General features: G+C 47.9%; 25 protein-coding genes and 4 pseudogenes. 10 read left to right on the top strand and 19 right to left on the bottom strand.

The features are described from left to right. The first annotated feature begins 296 nt into the window (after positions 1-296). Positions 297-2,444, top strand: a complete 2,148-nt coding sequence (gene fdhF / locus SK34_RS16820) for a formate dehydrogenase subunit alpha (RefSeq protein WP_046670785.1) — start codon at positions 297-299, stop codon at positions 2,442-2,444. Positions 2,445-2,496: 52 nt separating this feature from the next. Here the strand turns inward: fdhF and SK34_RS16815 are convergent, their stop codons facing one another. The 10 genes from SK34_RS16815 to SK34_RS16770 form a co-directional block, all read right to left on the bottom strand. Then, positions 2,497-3,141, bottom strand: coding sequence for a hypothetical protein (locus SK34_RS16815; protein WP_003840864.1), 645 nt, complete (start codon positions 3,139-3,141; stop codon positions 2,497-2,499). 216 nt (positions 3,142-3,357) lie between these two features. Continuing rightward, entirely contained in the window at positions 3,358-3,540 is a 183-nt protein-coding gene (locus SK34_RS16810; RefSeq protein ID WP_003840863.1) for a DUF1869 domain-containing protein, read from the bottom strand. A gap of 3 nt (positions 3,541-3,543) precedes the next feature. Then, positions 3,544-3,906, bottom strand: coding sequence for a DUF1971 domain-containing protein YeaR (yeaR, locus tag SK34_RS16805; protein ID WP_003030735.1), 363 nt, complete (start codon positions 3,904-3,906; stop codon positions 3,544-3,546). A gap of 174 nt (positions 3,907-4,080) precedes the next feature. Then, positions 4,081-4,719 (bottom strand): leucine efflux protein LeuE, encoded by a 639-nt coding sequence (gene leuE, locus SK34_RS16800; RefSeq protein WP_003840862.1) that lies wholly within the window; start codon positions 4,717-4,719, stop codon positions 4,081-4,083. 139 nt (positions 4,720-4,858) lie between these two features. Then, positions 4,859-5,509 (bottom strand): metal-binding protein ZinT, encoded by a 651-nt coding sequence (gene zinT, locus SK34_RS16795; RefSeq protein ID WP_003840861.1) that lies wholly within the window; start codon positions 5,507-5,509, stop codon positions 4,859-4,861. A gap of 87 nt (positions 5,510-5,596) precedes the next feature. Then, complete coding sequence (locus SK34_RS16790) at positions 5,597-6,187, bottom strand: ATP-binding cassette domain-containing protein (RefSeq protein ID WP_048233563.1); 591 nt, start codon at positions 6,185-6,187, stop codon at positions 5,597-5,599. Continuing rightward, on the bottom strand, positions 6,171-6,965 hold the full coding sequence (locus SK34_RS16785; protein ID WP_003846680.1) for an ATP-binding cassette domain-containing protein: 795 nt from the start codon (positions 6,963-6,965) through the stop codon (positions 6,171-6,173). Before SK34_RS16785 ends, SK34_RS16790 begins: the two co-directional genes overlap by 17 nt. Then, complete coding sequence (locus SK34_RS16780; RefSeq protein WP_044700048.1) at positions 6,959-7,771, bottom strand: ABC transporter permease; 813 nt, start codon at positions 7,769-7,771, stop codon at positions 6,959-6,961. Before SK34_RS16780 ends, SK34_RS16785 begins: the two co-directional genes overlap by 7 nt. Beyond that, positions 7,761-8,735, bottom strand: coding sequence for an ABC transporter permease (locus SK34_RS16775; protein WP_046670781.1), 975 nt, complete (start codon positions 8,733-8,735; stop codon positions 7,761-7,763). Before SK34_RS16775 ends, SK34_RS16780 begins: the two co-directional genes overlap by 11 nt. Beyond that, positions 8,735-10,357, bottom strand: coding sequence for an ABC transporter substrate-binding protein (locus SK34_RS16770; protein WP_048233562.1), 1,623 nt, complete (start codon positions 10,355-10,357; stop codon positions 8,735-8,737). Before SK34_RS16770 ends, SK34_RS16775 begins: the two co-directional genes overlap by 1 nt. A 395-nt stretch (positions 10,358-10,752) precedes the next feature. On the opposite strand from SK34_RS16770, the gene SK34_RS16765 reads away from it, so the two are divergent. Next, a complete protein-coding gene (locus tag SK34_RS16765; RefSeq protein WP_032936136.1) occupies positions 10,753-12,840 on the top strand; it encodes a TonB-dependent receptor in 2,088 nt (695 codons plus the stop codon). A 423-nt stretch (positions 12,841-13,263) separates the two neighbouring features. After that, the gene (gene waaZ / locus SK34_RS16760) at positions 13,264-14,040 is read left to right on the top strand and encodes a 3-deoxy-D-manno-oct-2-ulosonate III transferase WaaZ (protein ID WP_003846683.1); all 777 of its coding nucleotides are present in this window, start codon (positions 13,264-13,266) and stop codon (positions 14,038-14,040) included. A gap of 31 nt (positions 14,041-14,071) precedes the next feature. On the opposite strand, the gene SK34_RS16755 is transcribed toward waaZ, so the two are convergent. Both SK34_RS16755 and SK34_RS24115 read right to left on the bottom strand, forming a co-directional pair. Further along, positions 14,072-14,269 (bottom strand): hypothetical protein, encoded by a 198-nt coding sequence (locus SK34_RS16755; protein WP_003846684.1) that lies wholly within the window; start codon positions 14,267-14,269, stop codon positions 14,072-14,074. Between the two features lie 169 nt (positions 14,270-14,438). Continuing rightward, positions 14,439-15,961, bottom strand: a pseudogene (locus SK34_RS24115) (EAL domain-containing protein). Positions 15,962-16,200: 239 nt separating this feature from the next. On the opposite strand from SK34_RS24115, the gene SK34_RS16745 reads away from it, so the two are divergent. Beyond that, positions 16,201-16,473 (top strand): hypothetical protein, encoded by a 273-nt coding sequence (locus SK34_RS16745; RefSeq protein WP_032949082.1) that lies wholly within the window; start codon positions 16,201-16,203, stop codon positions 16,471-16,473. A 105-nt stretch (positions 16,474-16,578) separates the two neighbouring features. After that, positions 16,579-16,679, top strand: a pseudogene (locus tag SK34_RS25200) (cytochrome b); the annotation flags it as partial. 60 nt (positions 16,680-16,739) lie between these two features. On the opposite strand, the gene SK34_RS16740 reads toward SK34_RS25200, so the two are convergent. From SK34_RS16740 to SK34_RS16725, 5 genes and pseudogenes are all read right to left on the bottom strand, one after another. Then, positions 16,740-16,994, bottom strand: a complete 255-nt coding sequence (locus SK34_RS16740; RefSeq protein WP_048233848.1) for a hypothetical protein — start codon at positions 16,992-16,994, stop codon at positions 16,740-16,742. Positions 16,995-17,496: 502 nt separating this feature from the next. Then, positions 17,497-17,661 (bottom strand): annotated as a pseudogene (locus tag SK34_RS24110) (isocitrate/isopropylmalate family dehydrogenase); the annotation flags it as partial. Between the two features lie 292 nt (positions 17,662-17,953). Beyond that, a complete protein-coding gene (gene arsC / locus SK34_RS16735; protein ID WP_003030760.1) occupies positions 17,954-18,379 on the bottom strand; it encodes a glutaredoxin-dependent arsenate reductase in 426 nt (141 codons plus the stop codon). A 12-nt stretch (positions 18,380-18,391) separates the two neighbouring features. Then, the gene (locus SK34_RS16730) at positions 18,392-19,681 is read right to left on the bottom strand and encodes an arsenic transporter (RefSeq protein ID WP_048233559.1); all 1,290 of its coding nucleotides are present in this window, start codon (positions 19,679-19,681) and stop codon (positions 18,392-18,394) included. A gap of 44 nt (positions 19,682-19,725) precedes the next feature. Beyond that, positions 19,726-20,046 carry a transcriptional regulator gene (locus tag SK34_RS16725; RefSeq protein WP_003030762.1) on the bottom strand — a complete coding sequence of 107 codons (321 nt, stop codon included), beginning with the start codon at positions 20,044-20,046 and terminating at the stop codon, positions 19,726-19,728. Positions 20,047-20,131: 85 nt separating this feature from the next. On the opposite strand from SK34_RS16725, the gene arsH reads away from it, so the two are divergent. Next, the gene (arsH, locus tag SK34_RS16720; RefSeq protein WP_016150087.1) at positions 20,132-20,830 is read left to right on the top strand and encodes an arsenical resistance protein ArsH; all 699 of its coding nucleotides are present in this window, start codon (positions 20,132-20,134) and stop codon (positions 20,828-20,830) included. A gap of 112 nt (positions 20,831-20,942) precedes the next feature. Here the strand turns inward: arsH and SK34_RS24105 are convergent. Continuing rightward, positions 20,943-21,139: pseudogene (locus SK34_RS24105) on the bottom strand (S24 family peptidase); the annotation flags it as partial. A 78-nt stretch (positions 21,140-21,217) separates the two neighbouring features. Here SK34_RS24105 and SK34_RS16715 point away from each other — a divergent pair. Continuing rightward, entirely contained in the window at positions 21,218-21,460 is a 243-nt protein-coding gene (locus tag SK34_RS16715; protein ID WP_003840850.1) for a DinI family protein, read from the top strand. A gap of 174 nt (positions 21,461-21,634) precedes the next feature. Beyond that, positions 21,635-22,144 carry a DedA family protein gene (locus SK34_RS16710; protein WP_003030767.1) on the top strand — a complete coding sequence of 170 codons (510 nt, stop codon included), beginning with the start codon at positions 21,635-21,637 and terminating at the stop codon, positions 22,142-22,144. A 135-nt stretch (positions 22,145-22,279) separates the two neighbouring features. Here the strand turns inward: SK34_RS16710 and icd are convergent, their stop codons facing one another. Further along, entirely contained in the window at positions 22,280-23,530 is a 1,251-nt protein-coding gene (gene icd / locus SK34_RS16705; protein WP_003841892.1) for an NADP-dependent isocitrate dehydrogenase, read from the bottom strand. Positions 23,531-23,732: 202 nt separating this feature from the next. Between icd and rluE the strand changes: the two genes are divergently transcribed. Together rluE and SK34_RS16695 are read left to right on the top strand one after the other, a co-directional pair. After that, positions 23,733-24,350: a 23S rRNA pseudouridine(2457) synthase RluE gene (gene rluE / locus SK34_RS16700; RefSeq protein WP_048233556.1), complete on the top strand. Its 618-nt coding sequence runs from the start codon at positions 23,733-23,735 to the stop codon at positions 24,348-24,350. A gap of 34 nt (positions 24,351-24,384) precedes the next feature. Beyond that, complete coding sequence (locus SK34_RS16695; protein WP_053064282.1) at positions 24,385-25,317, top strand: hypothetical protein; 933 nt, start codon at positions 24,385-24,387, stop codon at positions 25,315-25,317.

Here is a 25,317-nt window from a genome sequence, read left to right as displayed (position 1 = left end):
CTGAAAAATTAAAATTTGTGATCGGTATCACCTGCTATTTTCATCTTTTTCTGATCTTTCATAAGGTTAAACCATTCGATGCGACATTTTCCCTGACGTAGCTCGTCATTAATGTCGAATCGTCAGTCATTCTGCTTTACTCATTCGCCCTCAGTCCCTGCAATTACTGGGTTTTCACTTCTGGCACGATTTATGCTTAAACAGCCGGTCACTATGACAAATCGTAGTCCGCGATGCGTATCGCGCGGCTCCGTTTACAATTCGCGCTATTTCAGCATTTAACAGGTCTGTTATTGATGAAAAAAATCACCAGTGTATGCCCATACTGTGGGGCCGGGTGCAAGCTCAAGCTTGTTGTTGAGAATAACAAAATCATCCGCGCCGAGGCCGCAGAGGGTGTAACGAACCAAAATCAGTTATGCCTGAAAGGCTACTATGGTTGGGATTTTCTTAACGACACTCGCCTTCTGACTCCCCGTCTGACTCGCCCGATGATCCGTTATGAAAAAGGTGGAAAATTCACTCCCGTTAGCTGGGATGAAGCCATTCGTTACACCGCAAAACGCTTATCTGAAATCAAAAATACCTATGGCCCCCGCGCCATTATGACCACCGGGTCTTCACGTGGAACAGGGAATGAAACCAACTACGTGATGCAAAAATTCGCACGTGGCGTTCTCCATACCAATAATGTCGATTGCTGCGCCCGTGTCTGTCACGGCCCTTCCGTTGCCGGGTTACAGGAAACATTAGGCAATGGCGCCATGAGCAATTCCATCAGCGACATTGAAAACTCAAAATGTCTGCTGATCTTTGGCTATAACTGCGCCGACTCGCACCCGATCGTGGCTCGCCGGGTAATTAAAGCTCGCCAGAATGGCGCAAAAATCATTGTCTGTGACCCACGTCGTATTGAAACTGCTCGTATCGCTGACCAACATTTGCAGTTAAAAAACGGTTGTAATATGGCACTGGTTAACGCCTTTGGCCATGTCCTCATCGAAGAGCAACTCTACGATCGCGAGTATGTACAAAAGCATGCGGAAGGACTGGAAACATACTGGGAAACCGTGAAGGACTATGCGCCTGAAGCCGTTGAACATTTAACGGGTGTTCCCGCACAGCAGGTTCGTCAGGCGATGCGTACATTTGCCGCAGCGCCATCGGCAACCGTGATGTGGGGAATGGGCGTCACCCAGTTTGGCCAGGCCGTTGACGTGGTTCGTGGTTTGTCGAGCCTGGCGTTGCTGACCGGCAATCTGGGACGTCCTAACGTCGGCGTTGGGCCGGTGCGTGGGCAGAATAACGTGCAAGGCGCGTGCGATATGGGGGTACTGCCTAACCAGTTCCCTGGGTATCAGGACGTGACCGATTTCACCATCAGGGAGAAATTCGCCAACGCCTGGGGCATTGACGTTAATCAGATGGATGACAAGGTTGGGACGCGCATCACCGAAGTTCCGCATCTGGCTATTGAAGGCAAAATTAAAGCCTACTACATCATGGGGGAGGATCCGTTGCAAACCGAGGCCGATTTAGGTCTGGTCCGCGAAGGGTTTAACGCGCTCGATTTTATTGTCGTGCAGGATATCTTCATGACCAAGACAGCGGAAATGGCCGACGTCCTCCTGCCGGCCACCTCCTGGGGTGAACACGGTGGCGTCTTTACCTGCGCCGATCGTGGATTCCAGCGTTTTGAAAAAGCGATTGAACCCTCAGGTGATGTCAAGCGTGACTGGGAGATCATCAGCCTGCTGGCCAGTGAAATGGGCTATCCCATGCGGTATCAAAGTAACCAGCAAATCTGGGATGAGATGCGCGAGCTGTGCCCGCTGTTCTACGGCGTAACCTATGAGAAAATGGGTGAAATGGGGCATGTTCAGTGGCCATGTCCGGAGCTCGATCACCCCGGCACACCTTACCTTTACGCGAACAGCCAGTTTGATACCGCCAATGGCAAAGGCAAACTGTTTGCCGCACAATGGCGAGCGCCCGCAGAAGTTCCTGATGAAAAGTATCCGCTGGTCCTGTGTACAGTGCGTGAAGTTGGGCACTACTCTTGTCGTTCAATGACCGGCAACTGCGCAGCGCTGCAAGCCCTGGCAGATGAGCCTGGGTATGTGCAAATCAATACTCATGATGCAGAAAAACTGGGTATTCGTCATCGTGACCTGGTATGGGTCAGCTCGCGTCGTGGTAAGGTCATCAGCCGCGCGGATGTATCCGAGCGTATCAATACCGGAACGGTGTATATGACCTATCAATGGTGGATTGGTGCGTGTAACGAGTTAACCCAGGATAACCTCGATCCTATTTCGAAAACGCCGGAAACCAAATATTGCGCCGTAAGTATTGAGCACATTAGCGATCAGGGATGGGCTGAAAAGTATGCCGCACAGACGTATAGCGACATGAAATCACGCTTGTGCGAGGCCATTGCGTAAGTCACCTCGCTAACCGCCTGAGTCTGGTCATCCAGACTCAGGTATTTTCTCGTTACTTCGCCAGCTGTGGTTCACTAAAGCGAATAGCAGCAGATTCTTCCTGCTTATCCCGCTGCATAAAACCGAGGTTCATCAGGAACAATCCTACCATAAACGGGAGTTCATACAGCTCTTCAATGAGATCGCCGTACTGCGCGTTGTGCAAAAAGACAGGGGCCAGCAGACGATGATGCTCTACCGTATCGGAGATCAAAAATGCACAGGTGGTGATCGCTAACAGCCATAGCGGCAGCGGTTCATTGCGTAAGCGACGGGCAATATCCTGGCGTAAGCGTTTTGATATCAGGACAGGCAGAATAATCATTGCAATCAATACCACTGAGATAACTCTGAACAGAAGTTTAGGGTGCTCGGGGAAATAATCACGGCCCCAACTGGTACTGCGACCCAGCAACACCAACCACCACACAGCCGCCCAAAGCCAAAATTGTTTCTCGCCTTCAGGACGTGATAAAGGCCGGATGTAGCTGAGAGTAAAAAGCGCTCCAAACAGCAGCCATAACGCCTGGCCATTCTCAATCCATCTGACGACAGTACCGTTGAGCAAAGGTAGATTCCAGTTCGCAGTGAACGGGATCGCTACGATGATCAGCCCAAGAATGAAAGTGGGTAATGTTAGTCGGGTATTCAGTTTCATAAGCGAGGTTCTGTATTGTGACTGTTTCACGATCATAACCCCTGTGAATGATCCAACATTAGCAATCAATGCGGATTTCTTAAGGTATTCTTAAGAAATCTTTTTCCGGATATTTCCAGGTTTAACACGGATAAAAAAACCGCTCTGCGCCAGAGAAACGCAGTGCGGTTTATAAATCAAAAACGAAAATATGCAATCAGAGGCAGAGGCTAACATCTACCAGCCGCAGACGTCGTGCTCATTCTCGGTATCGTATGAACGTACCGTATTGACCAGGTCTTTAACCACTTCAGCGGCCACATCCGGAATCAACAGCGTCATCGGCGCTTCAGTTTCATAATCGACTGACACGCCGTTGCTGTTATTGGTCACTGTTACGGTATAGGTTGCTTTGCCCATGATTTACTCCTTGCCGGTGCGCACGACTTTTCGTTGATTCGCGCTCTCCATCAGAACTTCCGGGGCAACGAAAAAATCGATATTAAAGTAAGTGTCGTCGGTCATCACTTCGATGTTATGCCATTTTTCCGGTGGAAAAACGCCAAACTGACCGGCTTCAATAACCATCACCTCTACGGGCTCCGGGCTATGTTCATCTGCGTATCCGAGATATTTGACCGCCCCCTGCATAACCGAAAGTCGAGGATAAACCCCGGCACGGGTTCCTTTATCAAGGTGGCGTTCGAAAATTCCGGCAGGTGCCGTTTCTTTGTTCCAGAATGGAGTAGAGCGTGTATGGATATGGTTCTGTGGAATTTGAAGCATTTTTCTTCCCTTTTCCAGTCGACAACCAGCGAGTTCTTACTGAACCGCTGCTGTACACAGGGTACGCCTCATAATATACATTTAAAATACCATTTATTGGTTATAACAATACAATTATAAATGAATTGCAGGGTGTAATATTGAAGGCCCGCCGTAACCAACGGGCCAATGGCGTCACGACTGAAGCGTGGCCAGACGAGCGGCAAAACCAACAAAAATCAGACCAATAAGGGAATTACCCACTTTGGCCAGCTTTTTCTTCGTACGGATATACTGCGTCACGAACGCGCCGGAGAAAATAAGAAAGCTCAGATAGAAAAAGCTCACTATCTCAAGCGTAATAGCCAAAATAAAGAATGACAGCCCTGAGTGCGGCGCATTGACATCAATAAACTGCACGAAGAACGACACATAAAACAAAATAGCTTTAGGATTCGTCAGGCTCAGAATTAACGCACGTTTAAAAATAGCGCCAAACGGGACTTCTTCAGGCGCGGCATCGCCAGCTTTCGATTTCAGTGTTGCATACAGGATCTTCGCACCGAGGTACAGCAGATAAAACGCGCCAAGATAGCGAACGATGTTGAACAAAACGGGCGTTGTTTTGATCAATGCGGCAACTCCGGCATAGGCCAAAAACATTAACACGGCATCGCCGATAAACACACCGCTTGCGGCGAGATAACCGCCCTTCACTCCCCGACCAACGCTGTTCTTCAACACAAATATCGTATTTGGCCCCGGTACCAGCACGATAAAAATAGCCCCCACCAGATACGTCCAGTAATTCAGAACTCCATACTCTGCGAACACGTTAACCTCTTCCTGAAAAAACACATGCACTTGCTGCGAGACAATATGCTAACGAATGCATCGGGTGATGGAAAGAGAAGGTTATGAATTAAAAAACCCGCCACTGGTGACGGGTGTGTACAGATAAGGTTAGCCCGGATTAATGGTGCAGCATCTCATCCACAACCTCTTCTCCCTTCAACTGGTAAGGGTAGTAGGTAGGCCAGTTTTCCATCTCTTCAAGCAAGGCTGCCTGCGAGGTATTTCCCATAAAAATATGGAAGTGGCTCGATTTACGCGGCGCGATAATATGATCGCTGAATTGCACGTATTTAGGTGCTTTGCTGTTAGCGTCTTTACACTCAAACAGATAACGTACACCTTTCTTGCCTGACTTATAGTGCAGAATTTTATAACCGGCGTAGTCGTATTTACATGATGCAACCTGATTACCGGTGTGAAATTCCATTACGTCATTTTCGATGCCGATGGTGTCTACGTTGGTTGCATAACCTTTACGGTAGTAATCTTTAATTTGTTCTGCCGTTTTGCTTTTGTCTTTCTCCGCTTTCTTTTTGAAGACCGGATCAAGCTCGCCGCTGACCAGATACGGATAGACAGATTGCCACATGCCATCCCAGTCGGTCAGCGCCCTATTTTGCACCTGGTTATCATCAAAAACCCCTTCCGACGCCTTTTGTTCTGCTTCGCTCATCGGCGCACCATGGGAATGATGACCGTGCGCCATAACCGAACCACTGACTACAAGCATCCCCAGAGCAATTGTCAGTTTTTTAATACAAATAGCCAAAATTTCACCCTCAAATCATTTGCGAGTGAATGTTATAATATAACATATCAATTTAATCAATAGATCAGCTACAAGCCTTATCTCATTTCACGTTACAAGGAGTTTGCTGGAACAAAGCTGCTCAAGCAGGGCCTGTTGATGGCTGATAATCAGCATAGCCAATGGCCGACGCTGGCATTCTTCAAGCATCAGCGCCCAGATATCCCGTTGAATGGAAGGATCGAGCTGGGCGGTAATTTCATCAGCAATAAGAAAACGTGTCCGCGGGTCCAGCGCACGAAGTAAAGCAATTCGCGCCAGTTCACCGCCAGAAAGTTGTCCGGGGCGGCGAGTTAACCACTCTGGGTTGATGTGAAGACGGGTAAGCATTTCAGCATCCGGTCGCCAGGCATCATGAACCGCATCACCGGTGCTGCGTCGGGGGTTAAAAGTTAATTCCGGATGCTGTGGCACCAGTTGCACCGGGCAATACTGGTGCATCGGTAACGGTTGTTCATCAACCAGAATGTCACCCGAAGTTGGTTTCTGCCAGCCCGCCAGCACGCGTCCCAGCGTCGTTTTGCCCGTCCCACTTGGCGCACAAATCCCAATACGTTCTCCAGGGTGTAGAGAGAAGGTCAGATTTTGCCACAGAACCTTTTCTCCCTGACGGATTGTTACATCACGACAGCACAACATCGCGCTCTCCAAAAAGTTGATTTCTTTCAGGCAGCGCCCGCCATTGTCGTTGCAGATGTTCGCTAATCTCTCCGCGTAACAGCTGTTCCCGGCTGACGTTATCCGACACCCTTCCCTGATGCAGCGCGACAATACGATCCGCATGGCGGGCCGCCAGCGTGAGGTCATGCGTTACCCATAAAACGCCAGCCCCTTGCTCACATTGCTCACGCAACTGTTCAAGGAGTTGATTAGCCAGAGGTGCATCAAGCCAGGCGGTAATTTCATCCGCCAGAATATAGCGAGCCTGACTCAGAGACGCATGACAGGCCAGGACACGTTTCGCCATACCGCCTGAAAGCTGGCGCGGAAAAGCATCTAATACGCGACTTTCCAGTCGGCTACGCTGGAGCAATCGTTCAATTTTTCCGGCATTCCATTGTTGGCCAGAAAGCTGGCATGCCCTGCGCAGATGCTTTTCAATCGAGAGCAGCGGGTTAAGCGCCTGAACGCCTTGCGGGACATAGCTGAAGGTATCGCCACGACATTTGCGAATATCATCGCTGTTCAGCGTTTTGCCCTCCAGTGTGATAGTGCCCTGGAAGCGCAAATTCTCCGGTAAGAGATCGAGCAGGCATTGCAGCAGCAGGCTCTTACCCTCCCCGCTTCCTCCCACTAACGCCACCATTTGACCCGGTGCCACGTCGAAAGAGATATCCTGCAACAGCGAAGACCAGTTTCTCGCGCCGTACCAGCGATAACGCGCCACCTCCAGCGAGACCTGTCTTAAACTCAACATGCGTCACCTTGTAACCATAAACGATGTACCGCCCTTGCGAGCTGATCGAATAACATCACCAGACTGAACAGCATCAGTCCCGGAAACAGCACCAACCACCAATCGCCATGACTGATAAATCTCAGCGCATCCGCCAGCAGCAGTCCCAGTGACGGTTCATGCGGTGCCAGCCCAAAACCGAGGAAGCTTAACGCCGCACTGTGCAACACCGCGTGGGGAAACATCAGTAGTGTTCCCGTTAGCCATTGAGGTAATAAGGCGGGTAGATAGTGATGTCGCCAGCAGTAAAAATGGCCGTGCCCCAGGCGCCAGGTCAGCGTCAAGTAGTCACTGTGGGCCACGCGCTGCGCTTCAGCACGCAGGATTAGCGCCAAACGCGGCCAGTGGGTCAGCGCAACCGCCATAATCACGCCGTTTTTCCCACCGCCCAGCGTAAAACAGATCAAAATGAGCAACAGCAGATGCGGCATCGACAGCATGGCATCGGTAATCAGGCGCATAAGCACATCCAGACGCGGATGTATGCGCGAAACCGCCGCCATCACTAACGCGATGAAACCGCTGCACAATGCCGCGCCAATACCAATTTGCAGACTGGTTAGTGCCCCCTGAAAACAACGGATCCACAGGTCGCGACCAAGGTTATCGGTGCCAAACCAGTACAGCGCATCAGGCGGTAAATGCCGGGCAAGCAGATTAACGCTCAACGGGTTATCCAGCATTGCGGCACCATACACTGCAATGAATAACAGGCAGCTAAAAGAAAGCAAAAGACGAATCAGCGTCGGCGTCGGGTTATAGAGCATCAGGTCGTTCCAGAGCACGGTTCAACATACGGACAAGCCAGGTAGACAGCGAGTTACCAATAAACACCAATACGGTACTGAACAATACAATTCCCATCAGTAACGGCAGATCTCCACGTAATCCGGCATCAATAGTGGCCTGCCCCAGTCCCGGGTAAGCAAAGACTTTTTCGGCCAATAATGCGCCTCCCAACAGCTCCCCCAGCGAGGCAAACTGCAAACACAGTGCAGGCGTAATTGCATGACGCAGAACCTGATGGCGTAACAGTGACCAGCCTTTATCTCCCTGAGAACGCGCAAAACGGACAAAATCGCTTTTCATCACGCTGGCGATGCTTTCCCTCGTATGAAGCGTAATTTGTCCCAGTCCCAGCAAACTGAGCGCGCAAACGGGAAGCACCAGATGGCGCAGACGCTCAGTCAGCGTCGCCATATCGCCGCTATTGCCCGGCTCCCACGCGCAGCAGACCGGAAATACCGGCCAGCGCACGGCAAATAATGCCAGCAACAGCATGCCAATCCAGAAGGTCGGCAGCGAAGAAAGCAGATAACTGAGGCGACAGATTGCTTTATCCGGCCAGCGATTCAGGTAGCGACCCGCGACAAACCCCATTGCCGTTCCCAATATGCCAGAGAGTAGCCACGCGCCACCAAGCAGCGCAAACGAAGTCGCAAAGCGCTCCTTGATCACGCTGGCAACCGGTGCGTTAAACAACATTGAATAGCCGAGATCGCCCTGTAATACACGGACAAACCAGTGACTAAAACGCTCCCATAGCGGTTGGTCCAATCCCCAGCGAGCCGCGATACGCGCATATTGCTCCGGCGGCACATGCAGGAGATCGTTGCCGATATAAGCCCGAATCGGATCGACCGGAGAAAAGCTGAGCAGCACAAAAGTGCCAGCCGCAACCAGCACTAATAACACTATCAGCCGTAGAAAATGGCCCACAACAGACTTCATCAACGGCAGGTCCAGGTCCATTCATCCAGATTATTGAGCAGTGACCAGCTACCGTGAATCTCCGGTGCGCCTTTACCTAAGTCAATACACGGATTTGCCAGGTAGGTATGCTGAATATTCAGCAGCCATGCCCAGGCAGCATCGCCCTGCACGCCAGCCCCTTGCTTGCCATCCCACTCAACTTGTTGCCAGAACGGCAACGCTTTTTGCCAGTCCGGAGCGTCAATTGCCTGTTTAAGATGCTGCTCAACGACAGGATTGCTGTAATAGCCTGGATTGTAATATTCCACGCCCGCAGCCTGATTACTGTAGTGATGGAAAAGCTCCATCGGATCCAGACTTCCCCAGCCAAACAGCGTCGGGTTGGCATGCATATGCCGCTCAACAGTTTCCCAGCTCCCGGATTGCAGAGAAATTTGAATACCCACTGGCTCCAGCATCGCACGTACGGCTTCGGCTAAATCCCGGCGTGTACTGTCACCGCTGGCGTACCACAACGTTAAGCGAGCCTCTTTACCGTCCTTCACACGTACGCCATCTTTACCCACCTTCCAGCCGGCTTCTTCCAGAATCGTTCGCGCTTTTTCACTATCGCCATCTTTGAACGCAACTGATTGTCCCTGCCATGGCAGCCCCTGAACCGCGCTATACGCCGGAATCGCATGACCTTCCATGACCTGATCGGCAAGCTGCTTACGGTCGATGGCGTAGTTGATGGCGCGCCTGATGGCAACATCGGCAGTGATATCGTTCCCAATCGGATAGCCATTGGCGTCTTTTTTACCTGCAGGAACCATCGGGAACACAATGCCCCGGTTTTCCACGCTGTCGCGTACCCAAAGTTTCAAATTTTTCTGCTGAGGAGCGACCGCCATCGACGGTGCGATACGTACGAGTCCCAGTTGGCCGCTACGCGCTGCGGCATAAGCGTTATCTTCATCAAGGAAGACAAACACCAGCTTACTGAAATCATTTTTCTTACCGGCATACCAGGGGTTAGCCTCAACGATCAACTGCTGCCCCGGCTGAAAACTCACCAGTCGATACGGACCCGCGCCAATCGGATTTTTAGCGAATGTTTTTTCGTCATACCGTTTTTGCGGAACAATTCCTAATGAACCCAGCACGTTCACAAAGGTACTTTGCGGGCTACGCAACGTAATTTCTACCGTGCGGTTATCTTTCAGACTGGCATGGGTGAAGTTTCCCATGTCGATTTTGCCGCCGCTTTTTGCTGCTTTGTTATAGGTGAACACCACATCTTCAGCGGTTAACGGCGAACCATCAGAGAATTTAAGGTCAGGTTTTAACATCAACGTCCAGGTTTTGCCGTCTGCGCTGGTCTCTACTTTTTCCGTCAGCAGGTTTCCCCAGCTCATATCTGCATTTTGTTTTAATAATGGTGCATGCAAAAGCAGATAGCTGCCATGACTCCAGCCCAGCATCGGGTCAAAACCTTCCGTTGGCTCCGGTCCAATTGCCAGTTTTAACGTCTGCCCTTCGCTCGCATTTTGCGCGGCGAGAAGTGGTGAGGTTAATGCGAGAGTCAATGCGCACGTAAGCAGTGCCAGCTTGCCTTTGATCATTATGTTATCCAGATTTACGTTATTTTTATGCTGCATAACGATTTACAGTCGTTAAGCAGTCTCCTGGGGAAGGGATTATGGCGGACAGAAATGACGAAAAAAATGATGCGGCGCAGAAAAGTATGACGATTTTCTAAAATTATCATACTTTTTTCTGATACTCCGTTATGAGTACGATGTGAATCTCAAAATATAGATTAATCCCTCGCCATTTATTCAAAGGAATATTAATCCCTATCTAATAATTACTCATGCGGACTATCTACCCTTCCTGCTATTTCCTTATCTAAAATTCATGACAATTTATGTATATTTATTCAAAAAAAACACCAGAAGTGACAAGTTATGTAAATTTGTAATGATAATTATTTGTATTATCATTACGATCACTTATCTTACTGCCTTTGATTTTTAACAAAGGAAGTTTGACTATGCGTTTAAAACCTGTTGCCTCTGTCGTTCTGTCCTGTTTAGGATTTTCCAGCCCCCTAGTATTTGCTGAAGATGTCATGGTGGTAACCGCTTCCGGTTACGAAAAGAAAATCACCAATGCCGCCGCCAGCGTCTCTGTTATTTCGCAGCAAGAGTTACAAACCAATAAATATAATGACTTAGGTGAAGCCCTGCGTTCTGTTGAAGGGGTAGATGTTGAAAGCAGCACCGGTAAAACTGGCGGTCTGGAGATCAGCATCCGTGGCATGCCCGCCAGCTATACCTTGATCCTGATTGACGGTATTCGTCAAAACGGCAGCAGCGACGTGACGCCAAACGGCTTCTCTGCCATGAATACCAGCTTTATGCCCCCGCTGGCGGCAATCGATCATATTGAGGTTATCCGCGGCCCGATGTCGACGCTTTATGGCTCCGACGCAATCGGTGGCGTGGTGAATATCATCACCAAAAAAAGCACCGATAAATGGAGCACTTCCATCAATACCGGCGTTAACCTGCAAGAGAGTAATAAATGGGGTAACAGTACGGTCGCCAACTTCTGGTCAAGCGGCCCGTTAATCGCGGGCGTACTGGATATGCAGGTTCGGGGGAGCACCACCCAGCGTCAGGGTTCCAGCGTCACTTCGCTGAGCGATACCTCTTCCACCCGCGTACCTTATCCAACCGAGTCGGAAAACTACAATATTGGCACGCGATTCGATTGGAAAGCCAACGAAAGCAATACGCTGTGGCTGGATCTCGACTCCGCCAGACAGCGTTATGACAACGATGACGGTCAGTTGGGTAACCTGACGGGAGGTTATGATAAAACGCTGCGCTATGAGCGTAACAAAGTGACCCTCGGCCACGATACAGCCTTAACGTTCGGCACCTGGAAATCCTCCCTCGGCTGGAATGAGACCGAGAACAAAGGCCGACAACTGGTCTCCTCCGCACTCACGCCAGAGAACGCAGGTCGTGCCGGTGACGCGCGTGAACTGAAGAACACCAACGTCATACTAGACTCAGTGCTACTGACACCATTAGGTGATTCGCACCTCTTAACCCTTGGCGGGGAATACTGGGATGCACGAATGAAAGATGGTGTGGTGCTGGCCAATACCGGCGAGACGTTCCACCAAAAAACGTGGGCAGCCTATGCGGAAGATGAATGGCATATTCTCGATTCGCTGGCCTTAACCGCAGGAACACGCTATGAGCATAACGATGTCTTTGGCGGTCATCTCAGCCCACGAGCCTATATGGTCTGGGATGTTTCCGACGAATGGACGCTCAAAGGCGGCGTAACGACCGGTTATAAAGCGCCATCACTTAGCCAGTTGCATAACGGGATCAGCGGCGTAACCGCACAAGGAACGGTGAATACGGTCGGGAACCCGGACCTCAAACCAGAGGAAAGCATCAGCTACGAAACCGGGCTGTATTACGAGAACAACGCCGGGCTTAACGCCAACATTACCGGCTTCTATACTGAATACAAAAATAAAATTGTCTCGTATTCTATCGATGATAATACCAACAGTTATACCAACAGCGGCAAGGCGAGGACCGATGGCGTTGAATTTGCCAGCACCTTCCCTCTATGGTCGGATGTGCTGACCTTATCTCTCAACTACACCTACACTCAGAGCAAGCAAAAAGATGGTGACAATAAAGGCGCGCCGTTAAGCTATACACCAAAGCATATGGCTAACGCCCGTCTGAACTGGCAGGCAACGGAAGATATGAACGCCTGGCTGAGCGCACGTTATCGCGGTAAGGCCCCACGCTTCACGGAAAATTACGACAATCTCAGCGCAGTACAAAAAGCCGTCTATGACGATAAAGGTGCTAATTTAAAAGCCTGGACCGTCCTGGACATGGGAATGTCTTACAAACTGACCAAAGATCTGACACTTAATACGGCAGTTAATAACGTGCTGGATAAAGACTTTAGCGAGGTTAAACTTTACCAGGTGGGCCGTAATAGCACCTACGCAGGTGATTATTATCAGACTGCACAATCCACTACCGGATACGTAAACCCGGGCCGTAACTACTGGGTATCGTTAAACTATCAGTTCTAATGTTGTTTTCCCTTCCTGACGGACTGGAATTGATAGCCCGTCAGGAATTATGTTACATCAAATAACAGGCGGATGATGTTATAAAATCGCACTCTTTATAAGGATATGATTAAAACACTCTCAGCCACCTGTAACTAAAAGTAACTAATTTTCATGTTAAATTCTTACCAGGCAAGAACACCAGAATCAGATTTATTCACACAACAAATGCCTAGATTTTAAAAACCGAAAAACAAAAGCCAACATCATCATATTTTTCTGAGTTACCAGACCTTACTCTCAAAAAACATTTATCAAAATAATAATAAAAATACATTCACATAATCAATTCTTCAAGTTTAAAAAACAAAAAGAAACATCTTCTTTGATTTGGAACGGATACTCAATGTTATTATTTCAAAAATAACATCCACGGTAACCGCCATGCTCATCACACACGAAATACTTAATGGAATAATGGGTGAAAGAGTTTCCGATGATTGTATTATTTACTTGTCTGGACCTTCATCATTAGATACGCCCCTTGAGATAATGCGTAGTAAAAACTGCATTTGCGTAAATGGTAGCGCAGGCTATTTAATTAACAACAATGTCCCTGTATTTATCTATGTTGTTTGTGACGGTTCTTTTTATGAAAACAACAAAGAATTATTTTATAAATATAGCACCTATGCCCAGCATACCTTTATTAGTGAAGATGTTATTAAAAGAGCTGATTCAACAGAGGCAGGGAACTTGCTCAACACATGTTTTCTGTTAAAGGACATTTGCAAATCCAGAGGTGGTATCGGTAGAAAGATTCGCTATAAAATAAAAACAATGACTAACAGGAATCTTCGAATTAAATGCTCTGCATTCAGAAAAGTGAAAACAATTGCATTTTCAACTGATGTAACACATGGTCATTTTGGTAGTGCTACGGTCGCATTTAGCGCGTTACAAATAGCCATTAGTCTAAAATTTGAAAGAATAATTTTTTCAGGTTTAGATTTGAAAGGTGGCTGTAAACGGTTTTACAATGAAGTTAACGCTCAACCCACGACTCTACCCGCTGATCTTAGCTTTATATTAAGGTCATTTTCTTATGTAAGTAGCCACTATGACGGTAAGATCTACAATCTTTCTCCACAAACAGCTATTCCCTACGATGTTATTCCATTCATCAATACAGAAGAAGTAGCTTGTTCCACCTCCTACTAGCAATACACCAACGGTAAGAATATTTAAACAATTAATACAGAAACACCCCTTCTTGCGCCATGAGATACAATGCCAAAACAATAACCCCGACGACACCACCTAAAAACAGTACTGCGGCAATCGCAAGCTGGTTGCGGTTTGTGTACTTCGTATTGTTTCGCACATCCAACTCTTTTTTCGCTGCACTGTGACTTGAATCACGCTCCATCGCGAATGTTATATCTGCCATGCCATTATCCAGTTGCTGTATATGAAAACACAAATAACCACCACATCGATAAGGGTATAGATTTTAAATAACAGAATCTGAGATTTGTCTCACGATAAAGATAATCATCGGATTTTTACTCCCGAAGCAGATTTCATACCCCCTTTTCATCAATAAGGTTATCCTGTACTTATTCGACAAAAACCTTCACTTTAGGCTTTGCCAGCAGAATCATGACGAACTCAGTGAAGGTTACTGGTTTATAGAAATAGTACCCTTGCAGGAAAACAATGTTGTTTTTGTTGAGATAATCGAGCTGAGCCTTCGTTTCAACTCCTTCTGCAACGATGCTTAAAGACAGCTTGCGCGCCAGGTCGAGAACACAATCCAAAATTCGGGTTGAATCGGGAAGCTCATTAACCCTTCCCACAAAGCTCTGATCGATTTTAATGTAATCAATGTGCAGGTCATGCAAATAAGAAAGCCCAGAATAGCCCGTACCAAAATCATCAAGCGCAATCACAAAGCCATTTTCATGCAGGATATTGAGCCTCTGCACAAGTTCTTCATCTACATGTAATGGCTCACGCTCAGTAACTTCAATCACCAGGTTGAGATCATGGCGGCTGAAGCTATCTTTGAATTTCAGACACTCTTCAACAAATGTAGGGGAAGTGATATGGGATGCGCTGAAGTTAATACCAACATGGAATCCAGATGGCAGTTTGCTGGCAATGGCGTTCATATTCGCCGCAACCTGCCTCATCAGACTTTGAGTTAGTGGCACTATCAGGCTTGATTTTTCGGCGACGGGAATGAAGGAGGCAGGAGAGATATATCCGGCTTTTGGATGTTTCCATCGGGCCAGTACTTCAACACCGCGTAACGTCCCTTCACGACCATTTACGATAGATTGATAAAAAGGCACGATCTCTCCTTTTACTATCGCTCTGCGCAACGTTTCTTCTGGGGTATCGTTCTTATTTAGATATTTATCAATGGCATAAGCGGCTGCGAAAGATATTAACAGGATAAAAACCAGAATCCCTGAACCTTGTGTAACCAGCCTTTTTGCACTAAACAATGGCGGTTCATTATAAATAATGCTGAACGGATACTTTGCGGAATTCTCCTGACCAGACATCTGTGAGCTTGCTGTAACGGTTTCCACATCGCCCAATAACCAAGCACTTCGTCACCTACGAGTAGTGAATATGTCACCCCCTTTAACGGAACATTCAATGCTCCACGGATATGCACCCCGCTAATGGTGACAATGATGTGGTTGGTTTGAAAACGAGTTTGATACAGCAGAACGGGTATCTCATTTTCCGTATTTCTTGCGGGAGTAAGCAGCAAATTTGTATCAGCAATCACCGGAATTTGCTTAAGCAAGATCCGATTACCTGGCAGTGACGTACACCAAAGCTTCCCCTGTCGGATAATGATCAGCGTCCGCAAATGAGGGCGAAGTGCAGCTTCAGTTCCAAGTTGGTATTGACCCTCCAGATCGCATTTTTTTTCGGCGATGTGCATAGCGGTTCGAGTTGCCTGGAAAGCTTCATCCAGTATGTTATCCATATTTTTGGCGGCATATCTGGCTCCTCCAAGGGTTTCTGTCGAAGAGGAATACCAAAGCTGCATATTAAGAATAAAAACACCTATCAAAAAAAGACACACCGCAGCGGTTACCGGTAAAAGTACTTTGCGCATTCTCATGTCCCGTGGCGAAAACTGATCAGTCGTTGCGATGAGCATTGACGTGTTCTAATTTATCTCTACAGAGCATGGTAGATAGAATCAAAAGTCGCCATGCGCCCAGTCACACTTCCAAAGCCACAACATAAGGAATTGATTTTTATATAAAATTAGCCCAAGAAAGATCATAACAATAATGACATCCCTCCTTCCGATTTTGCTATCATATAAATGTACTAATAAGAGGTAAGCAAATGAAAATCTTTATCACTGACAATGAAGGGAATCTCATTCCTGTTGACGGAAAAAGCGTCGTGATCGAATTGAATAGCGGCGGAACTATTGAGATCGCCGAGGAGTACAGTCGGGACGATGTTCCTGAAGGTATTAATCTGTGGGGAGGACGAGAACCTTCCCCTTCACTCTCATTCGAGGAAATTAAAGCTCGAACAGAAGGCCTTGGTGTTTACCCCATTGCAGCCAATGCCCTGCACGTATTCCCGTACAAATTTTCATCAAAAGAATGATTGCATACAGCAGGCGAAGCGTTTTTCTCAAACCAAATTAAGGCCATTGTTATCATAAATACCTCTGGCCTTGGGGGGGAGTCAACTCGCCAATATCTGTTACTTCTGATTGCAGTCCATGCTGGCGCTGCATTATTTCATCACTATATACAGAAAAAAATACGCTTTTGAGAGTGATTCCTGAACATAAGCATTTGAATAATTAATAAATGATTATAATGTTAAGAACATAAACACTCAAGACAGTATGTACGTGGTCTAAAATATTAATCGTCATCATTATGCTTATGTTTCTTGCGATCACTCATAGACTCTTTAAAAGCATCTGCTTGTGTATTAGCAGCCTGCAGTCGACTCATGTTAGCACTGTAATTATTCCAATATTCTTTTTCTTCGTGATAACAAACATCACGGCTAATTCCCTTCGCTTCGCACTTTGCTAAGCGTTGTTCTTCTGATACGCAACCAGACATCAAAGAAACAGTAGAAAACGCAACCAGTATTATCATTAATTTATTCATATAGTAAGTTACATACATAACAAGGAGTCATGCTTTGAATTTTATTTCTCAAACATGTCGCCAAGATAAAAACAGAAAGGTAATAAAAAATCAATCGGGAAAAATGTTCTTTTTTGGACATTATTAGCATTCAGAATAATAATTTATCATAACATGTTGATAAAAACGGATTTAACATTAGAGTAAAATAACATTAAAACGCCACCACCTTTAATATACCCCCAATATTTTCTTGTTTTCAAAACGACTGTTTTACATATAATAATTAATAATATACAAACTCCGCTCAATTATATTTAGTTCTCATACCCGGATCGGTTTAAATAAATATTGAAAGATATGGATATTTTTTATCAATAAATAGAATTGTAATGACAAAGATAAAAATTAAATCTTTAGTGCTATTAAAATGAGTTTAATAGTCTGAGTGCCAGGAAAGCACTTTGCAGGTAAAAAAACGGGAACCAATCGGCTCCCATTCTTATACAACTCAGAATCTGGATTACATGTTTTCGATGATCGCGTCACCAAACTCTGAACATTTCAGCAAATTAGCGCCGTCCATCAGACGTTCGAAATCATAGGTTACGGTCCTGGCGTTGATCGCACCTTTCATACCTTTAACAATTAAGTCAGTCGCTTCGGTCCACCCCATGTGGCGCAACATTTCATTGCTAAAATCATAGCAACCATTTGATAAAGTCGAAATTATCATCCTCTCTACTTTCAAATCAGCCAGTAGCTACCATTTTAAACTCATTGATTATCTAAACTTTGGTTTTAGTTTTGGGGAAGAGTTTTCGCCAAGAATCCAAGTTTTTCACGCCAGCGCATTCAACACACTACCACTAATGGCAAGCCTCGATGGTAAAGCTGTTGCTGCCGCAGAGGTCCGATTTGAGCGAAAACCGGATGCCCGCATAGCGTGTACAGGCGTCCGATATTTTGAAGTGGGCAGATTACTTAATCTGCTTACCCGTTTCGTCAATGACCTTCTCGCCATCCTCTTTGGTAAACGCTCCTTTCTGACCTTCCGGTAGAATATCCAACACTATTTCTGAAGGACGGCAAAGACGAGTGCCAAGCGGCGTAACGACTACCGGCCGATTAATCAGGATCGGATGTTGAAGCATGAAATCAATTAACTGCTCATCACTAAATTTCTCTTCATCAAGACCCAGGTGTTCATAAGGCTCAACATTCTTACGCAGTAATGCACGCACCGTAATTCCCATATCTGAAATAAGTTGAATCAGCTCATCACGGGTCGGTGGCGTATCGAGATAATAAATTATCGTTGGTTCGTTGCCGCTGTTACGGATCATCTCCAGCGTGTTGCGAGAAGTGCCGCAGGCAGGGTTGTGATAGATGGTAATGTTGCTCATATCTGTATCTCATTACAAAGTGATGGAGAGCCGCAACGCCAGCGCGGCCAGAGTGACAAACAGCACGGGCAGAATCATGATAATACCCGTACGGAAGTAATATCCCCAGGTAATCGTTATATTTTTCTGGGCAAGCACATGCAGCCAAAGCAGTGTTGCCAGACTGCCAATCGGGGTGATTTTCGGGCCTAAATCGCAGCCAATCACGTTGGCATAAATCATTGCCTCTTTGACGATGCCAGTCGCCGTGCTCCCGTCAATCGCCAGTGCACCAATCAGCACCGTCGGCATATTGTTCATCACCGACGACAGGAACGCGGTCAGGAAGCCGGTGCCGAACGTTGCTGCCCATAACCCCTTTTCTGCCAGTAGGTTCAGCACGTCAGACAGATACTCCGTAAGCCCTGCATTGCGCAGGCCGTAGACCACCAGGTACATACCCAACGAAAAAATAACGATCTGCCATGGCGCACCGCGGAGGACTTTTCCGGTGTTGATGGCATGACCTCTTTTCGCCACTATAAACAGTATTGCTGCGCCAGTAGCCGCTATCGCACTGACCGGGATCCCCAGTGGCTCCAGAACAAAGAAACCGACAAGCAGCAATAACAGGACAATCCAGCCCGCCCTGAACGTTGCCGGATCCTTTATCACACTGGCAGGCGTCTTCAACAGCGAAACGTCATACTTCGCCGGAATGTCCCTGCGAAAGAAGAGATGCAGCATGACCAGAGTGGCCGCAATCGCTGCCACATCTACGGGGATCATAACGGAGGCATACTGCGTAAAGCCCAGACCGAAAAAGTCCGCCGAGACGATATTCACCAGGTTAGAAACAATTAGCGGCAGGCTGGCCGTATCTGCAATAAATCCTGCGGCCATGACAAACGCCAGTGTCGTGCCCTGGCTGAATCCCAGTGCGAGCAGCATCGCAATTACAATCGGCGTCAGGATCAGCGCAGCGCCGTCATTGGCAAACAACGCAGCAACAGCGGCACCAAGCAAGACTATCCAGGTAAACAAAAGGCGGCCACGTCCGTTACCCCAGCTGGAGACGTGCAGTGCGGCCCATTCAAAGAAGCCGGACTCATCAAGCAACAGGCTGATGATAATGACCGCAATAAATGCCGCTGTCGCGTTCCAGACGATATTCCAGACAACGGGAATATCTGCGATATGGATGACTCCGGTTCCCAGCGCCAGCGCAGCTCCAATACTCGCGCTCCAGCCAATACTCAGGCCTCTGGGTTGCCAGATAACCAGTACCAGCGTCAGTAAAAATATACTCCCTGCCAAAAACATTTCAGACTCCGTTATATATGATTATGTAAATATGTTTTCCTGCCTCAGCAGGAGGTACAGGCCGACTTTGCCAACCATTCCCGCACATCCTCCCGAAGGCACAGCCAGGATGTCGTGATTGTCTCAGCGGCCCACGCCGGAATATGAGGTGACAGACGATAGTGGATCCATTTCCCTTCCCGACGATCAAGAACAAGCTTTGCCTCGCGCAGGACGGCCATATGGCGTGATATTTTAGGCTGTGATTCGGCGGTAGCTGCACAGATATCGCACACGCACAGTTCTCCGGACTCCCGCAGAAGCATGACAATGGCGAGACGAGTTTCATCTGACAAGATTTTGAAAAGCTGAACAGGTTGTAGCATTTTTCTCTCCGTTCCCTTTAGAATACACATATGATAAATCATATGTATCAACTTTGAAATCATCAGCTCTCTCTGGAGGAGAAAAATGGAACAATTTCCTGCCTTGAATACTAAATGCTTTGATCAACACATCGCTGAACGCCTGAACGTGCAGGAGCCACCACGGATTCTGATCCTGTATGGTTCAGTGAGAGAGCGCTCCTACAGCCGCTTTGCCGCGGAGGAAGCCGGTCGCCTGCTGACGGCGATGGGCGCGGAAGTGAAACTGTTTAACCCCTCCGGTTTACCCCTGCCGGATGATGCGCCGGACACGCATCCCAAAGTCACCGAGCTGCGCGGTCTGGTCAGATGGTGTGATGGGATGGTGTGGAGTTCTCCGGAACGGCACGGTGCTATGAGCGCAGTCATGAAGGCGCAGATTGACTGGATACCCTTAAGTGAAGGAGCGATTCGTCCTTCGCAGGGCAAAACACTTGCGGTAATGCAGGTCTGCGGCGGTTCACAGTCCTTCAATGCCGTGAACCAGATGCGTATACTTGGTCGCTGGATGCGGATGTTTACGATCCCCAACCAGTCCTCTGTAGCCAAGGCATGGCAAGAGTTCGACGAAAACGGACGAATGAAACCTTCTTCATGGTATGACCGCATCGTCGATGTAGCCGAGGAGCTGTTTAAAATCACGCTGCTGCTTAAGGGACAAACCAGTTATCTTGCAGATCGTTACAGCGAGCGAAAAGAGAGCCATCAGGAGCTTTCATCCCGTGTCAATCAGGACAAAATATAACGTATGTTCTTCGTGAATCCATACTGCATGAGCTTACCAATGTCCGCTTTGGCAGATTGATTATGCCGGATGATCTCTAAGAGTGAATGGCACGATTATGCGGGCTACTTACAATTGCACATATCAGCAATGAGCCATCGCAGGCAGTAAGTGACGCATCCACAACAAGCAGCCCCCCTGAAGTATTCCTTCCCTGAAATGTGAACGCGATGCCCGCATGAAATAAGTCGCTGCGGGCTGGCTGATTAGTTGCTGATCGAGGGAGATTCGTGTTTCAACATAATCTGCCGCAGGTGAAGGAAAGCCCATGTTTATGCCCTCTCTTGAATACCGGATAAAAACACAGTATAAATACTGTATATCCATCCAGCAAAGAGACGATAAGCAATGTTCGTGGAACTCGTTTATGACAAAAGGAATTTTGATGGGCTGCCCGGTGCAAAAGATATCATTCTGGGCGAATTGACCAAGAGGGTTCACCGGATTTTCCCCGACGCTGATGTCCGTGTTAAACCGATGATGACATTGCCGGCGATCAACACTGACGCCAGCAAGCACGAGAAGGAACAGATAAGCCGTACTGTCCAGGAAATGTTTGAAGAGGCTGATATGTGGCTGGTTTCAGATTAAGTGCGTTCGATTCATCTTCCTTTACCCTATCCCGCTCAACTGTATTCTGCTGCTATACGCAGACAGCTGTCACAGCCGGGATTAAGTGCAGCAGTCAGTAATTCATCTGTGTTGAGGCCTGATTAAGCCGTATCGCGGTTAAATAGCCAAGGAACCTTAACTGGAGAAGCATTGATGGAGTGGGTAAACGCGTTGATGAGCCATTTCGCGCTTCATCCTTTCAGCCTGTGGGGCCTGCTTTTTGGAATAGCATTCGCAAAATCTACGTTCCTCATTTCAGCTGTATTACCGCCAGCATCTGTTATGTTGGTTGCTGTAATTTCCGTCGGCAAGGCGACTATTGCGCCATGGGAAGCGGGAATTGCTGTAATGATTGGCGCATGGTGCGGGACAATTGTTAATTATCACCTTGGAATGATGATGGGACATCTACCCTGGCTGGCACGCATCATGTCGCGTCATGCCGATACAGTAGTACGGGTTCGACGCCGGTTGCAAAACAGTTCTGTACCGATACTTTTTACTTCGCGCTTTATTGCCGTGCTGCGTTACATTGTGCCATTAGTTGCTGGAATGTTGCATCTTCATCCAGTGAAAGTGTATGCAGTCAGTCTGATCTCTGCGGCGACCTGGTCAGCGCTTTATGTCGGAGGCTTTAGTCTCGTTTTGCCTTTTTTTAGCTAAACCAAACATAAATAGACCACAACAAGCCCTGATACCCCCTGGTATTGGGCGGATAAAAAGACAGGGAAAGAATTTATCAGACACAAAAAAACGGGAACCACCTGGCTCCCGTTCACTTACAACCCAGAATCTGGATTACATGTTTTCGATGATCGCGTCACCAAACTCTGAACATTTCAGCAGCTTAGCGCCGTCCATCAGACGTTCAAAGTCATAGGTTACGGTTTTCGCGTTGATCGCGCCTTCCATACCTTTAACAATTAAGTCAGCCGCTTCGGTCCAACCCATGTGGCGCAGCATCATTTCTGCAGACAGAATGATAGAACCTGGGTTCACTTTATCCTGACCTGCATACTTCGGTGCAGTACCGTGAGTTGCTTCAAACAGTGCGCATTCGTCACCAATGTTTGCACCCGGCGCGATACCAATACCACCAACCTGTGCGGCCAGCGCATCGGAGATGTAGTCACCGTTCAGGTTCATACAGGCAATCACGTCATACTCAGCCGGGCGCAGCAGGATCTGTTGCAGGAACGCATCGGCGATAACATCCTTAACTACGATCTCTTTACCGGTTTTCGGGTTCTTGATTTTCACCCATGGACCGCCATCGATCAGTTCGCCACCAAATTCTTCACGCGCTAACTGGTAACCCCAGTCTTTGAACGCGCCTTCGGTGAACTTCATGATGTTGCCTTTGTGTACCAGGGTAACTGAATCACGATCGTTGGCGATGGCGTATTCAATCGCTGCACGTACCAGACGTTTAGTCCCTTCTTCAGAACACGGTTTGATACCAATACCGCAATGTTCCGGGAAGCGTATTTTCTTCACACCCATCTCTTCGCGCAGGAATTTAATCACTTTCTCAGCATCGGCAGAGTCAGCTTTCCACTCGATACCCGCGTAGATATCTTCGGAGTTTTCACGGAAGATGACCATATCGGTCAGTTCAGGGTGTTTAACCGGGCTTGGTGTACCCTGATAATAACGCACCGGACGCAGGCAGACATACAGGTCAAGTTCCTGACGCAGAGCTACGTTCAGAGAGCGAATACCGCCGCCAACAGGAGTGGTCAGAGGGCCTTTAATGGCAACACGATATTCACGAATCAGATCTAAGGTTTCAGCAGGCAGCCAGACGTCCTGGCCATAAACCTGAGTGGATTTCTCACCGGTGTAGATTTCCATCCAGGAGATTTTACGCTCGCCTTTATAGGCTTTCTCGACAGCAGCATCGACAACTTTGATCATCGGTGGGGTTACATCAACGCCGATACCGTCGCCTTCAATGAACGGGATAATCGGATTTTCAGGAACGTTGAGTTTGCCGTTTTGCAGGGTGATCTTCTTACCTTCCGCCGGAACAACTACTTTGCTTTCCATTCACCTCTCCTTCGAGCGCTTCTGGTTCTGCTCGTCTGTCATCGCGCTGCATGTGCGTTTGCGTCCTGCTGCACGAATGCGTTAGAGCAATTTTTTGTTAATGTTTTGTAATGAGCATGTCAATACTACCCTAATGTTCGCCGCCATGAAAGACACTCGTTCTTAGGCTATAATGCGGCAATTGATATAATCTGAAAATACCATGCAAAAAACTTCTTTTAGAAATCACCGGGTTGAGCGATTCAGCTCACGACAAGTCACTAAGCAGCGTAAAGAAAACCAGCCAAAACGCGTGGTTTTGTTCAATAAACCCTACGATGTTTTGCCACAATTTACTGACGAGGCTGGCAGAAGCACGTTAAAAGATTTTATTCCCTTGCCGGGAATTTATGCGGCGGGCCGACTCGACCGGGACAGCGAAGGGCTTTTGGTGCTGACCAATGACGGCGCACTGCAGGCGCGGTTAACGCAACCCGGTAAGCGTACCGGGAAAATTTATTACGTCCAGGTTGAAGGCGAGCCGACAGCAGAAGCGCTGGACGCCCTGCGTACCGGAGTAACGCTCAATGATGGCCCCACGCTACCCGCAGGCATTGAGGTAGTAGAGGAACCTGTATGGCTGTGGCCGAGAAATCCGCCGATTCGGGAACGAAAAAACATTCCCACCAGCTGGTTGAAAGTCACCTTATATGAAGGCCGCAACCGCCAGGTTCGCCGTATGACAGCACATGTTGGATATCCTACGCTGCGTCTCATTCGCTATGCTATGGGGGATTACACGCTGGATAATCTCGCCAACGGCGAGTGGCGGGAGCTCTAGCATCAGGCCTTTACAGCGCCATTAACAAGGAAGAATGAAAGAAATGGACAAACGACTCATCGCGCCACTCATTCTGTGTGCCGTATCGCCATTGGGTTATGCCGCGCAGAATTGTGAAGCGACAGCAGGTATCGCGGCAGGCGCGGCTGATTATCTCTATGAAACCGCTCAGGTAAAAACAACCTCCCGACTACACTTCAACTCCGCACCAGATGTTGAATGTCAGCTCCCTGCTTTCCTGGTCAACGGCAATACGGTAGAGGTGTTAAGAGAAGCGCGATCGGCCCAATCAGCAGACGCTCCCGTTCATACTTTTCGCTATGTTCGATACCGTGATGCCAAAGGCATGTTCGCCACAGGCTGGGTCGCGGCTGAAGGTCTGGTACCTCTGACGACTCCCTTATCCGTAAATCCGGCCTGTAAGAAATGGGCGCACAAAGAGATGCCGCAACGCGAAAGAATGCCCCCCGTTGCTGATAATCATTATCAGGTTACAGGCAACGATCGCGCCTGGTTTTATACCATGCCAACGGAACAGTGCCGCAGCCAGTCCGTTTTTTTGGTTCCCGGCGACATTATTTCCACACAAGAGCAGTCAAAAGATGACTTTATTGAAGCGGTTTATTACACCACCGATCGCCATATCGTACGCGGCTGGTTGAAAAAGTCACAACTCCAGCCTTTAAACAGCGGTGATAACTACCGCTATGATATCAATCCATTATCGACAGACGAAGCTACACGAGTCGCGACCCTCAGCCTTCGCCCGGACTATCAATGCATTTTTTATGAAAGCTGGAATGCTAAAAAGGCCATTGAGATTATCGTACGCGAGGATCATCAAACTGCATTGTGTCGCGGAGGGGCCGACCCACAAACGTCGCCTCCTGTGGCTTATATTAGTATCGACAAGACCAGCGGTGAAATTAGCTGGCCAGATGTTGCCGAAGGTTTTGCTGAGGAATAA

The organism is Citrobacter sp. MGH104 (assembly GCF_001034485.1).
Lineage (GTDB): Bacteria > Pseudomonadota > Gammaproteobacteria > Enterobacterales > Enterobacteriaceae > Citrobacter > Citrobacter freundii.
The sequence above is the reverse complement of the archived record's forward strand: the minus strand, read 5'-3'. Positions and strand labels throughout refer to the sequence as shown.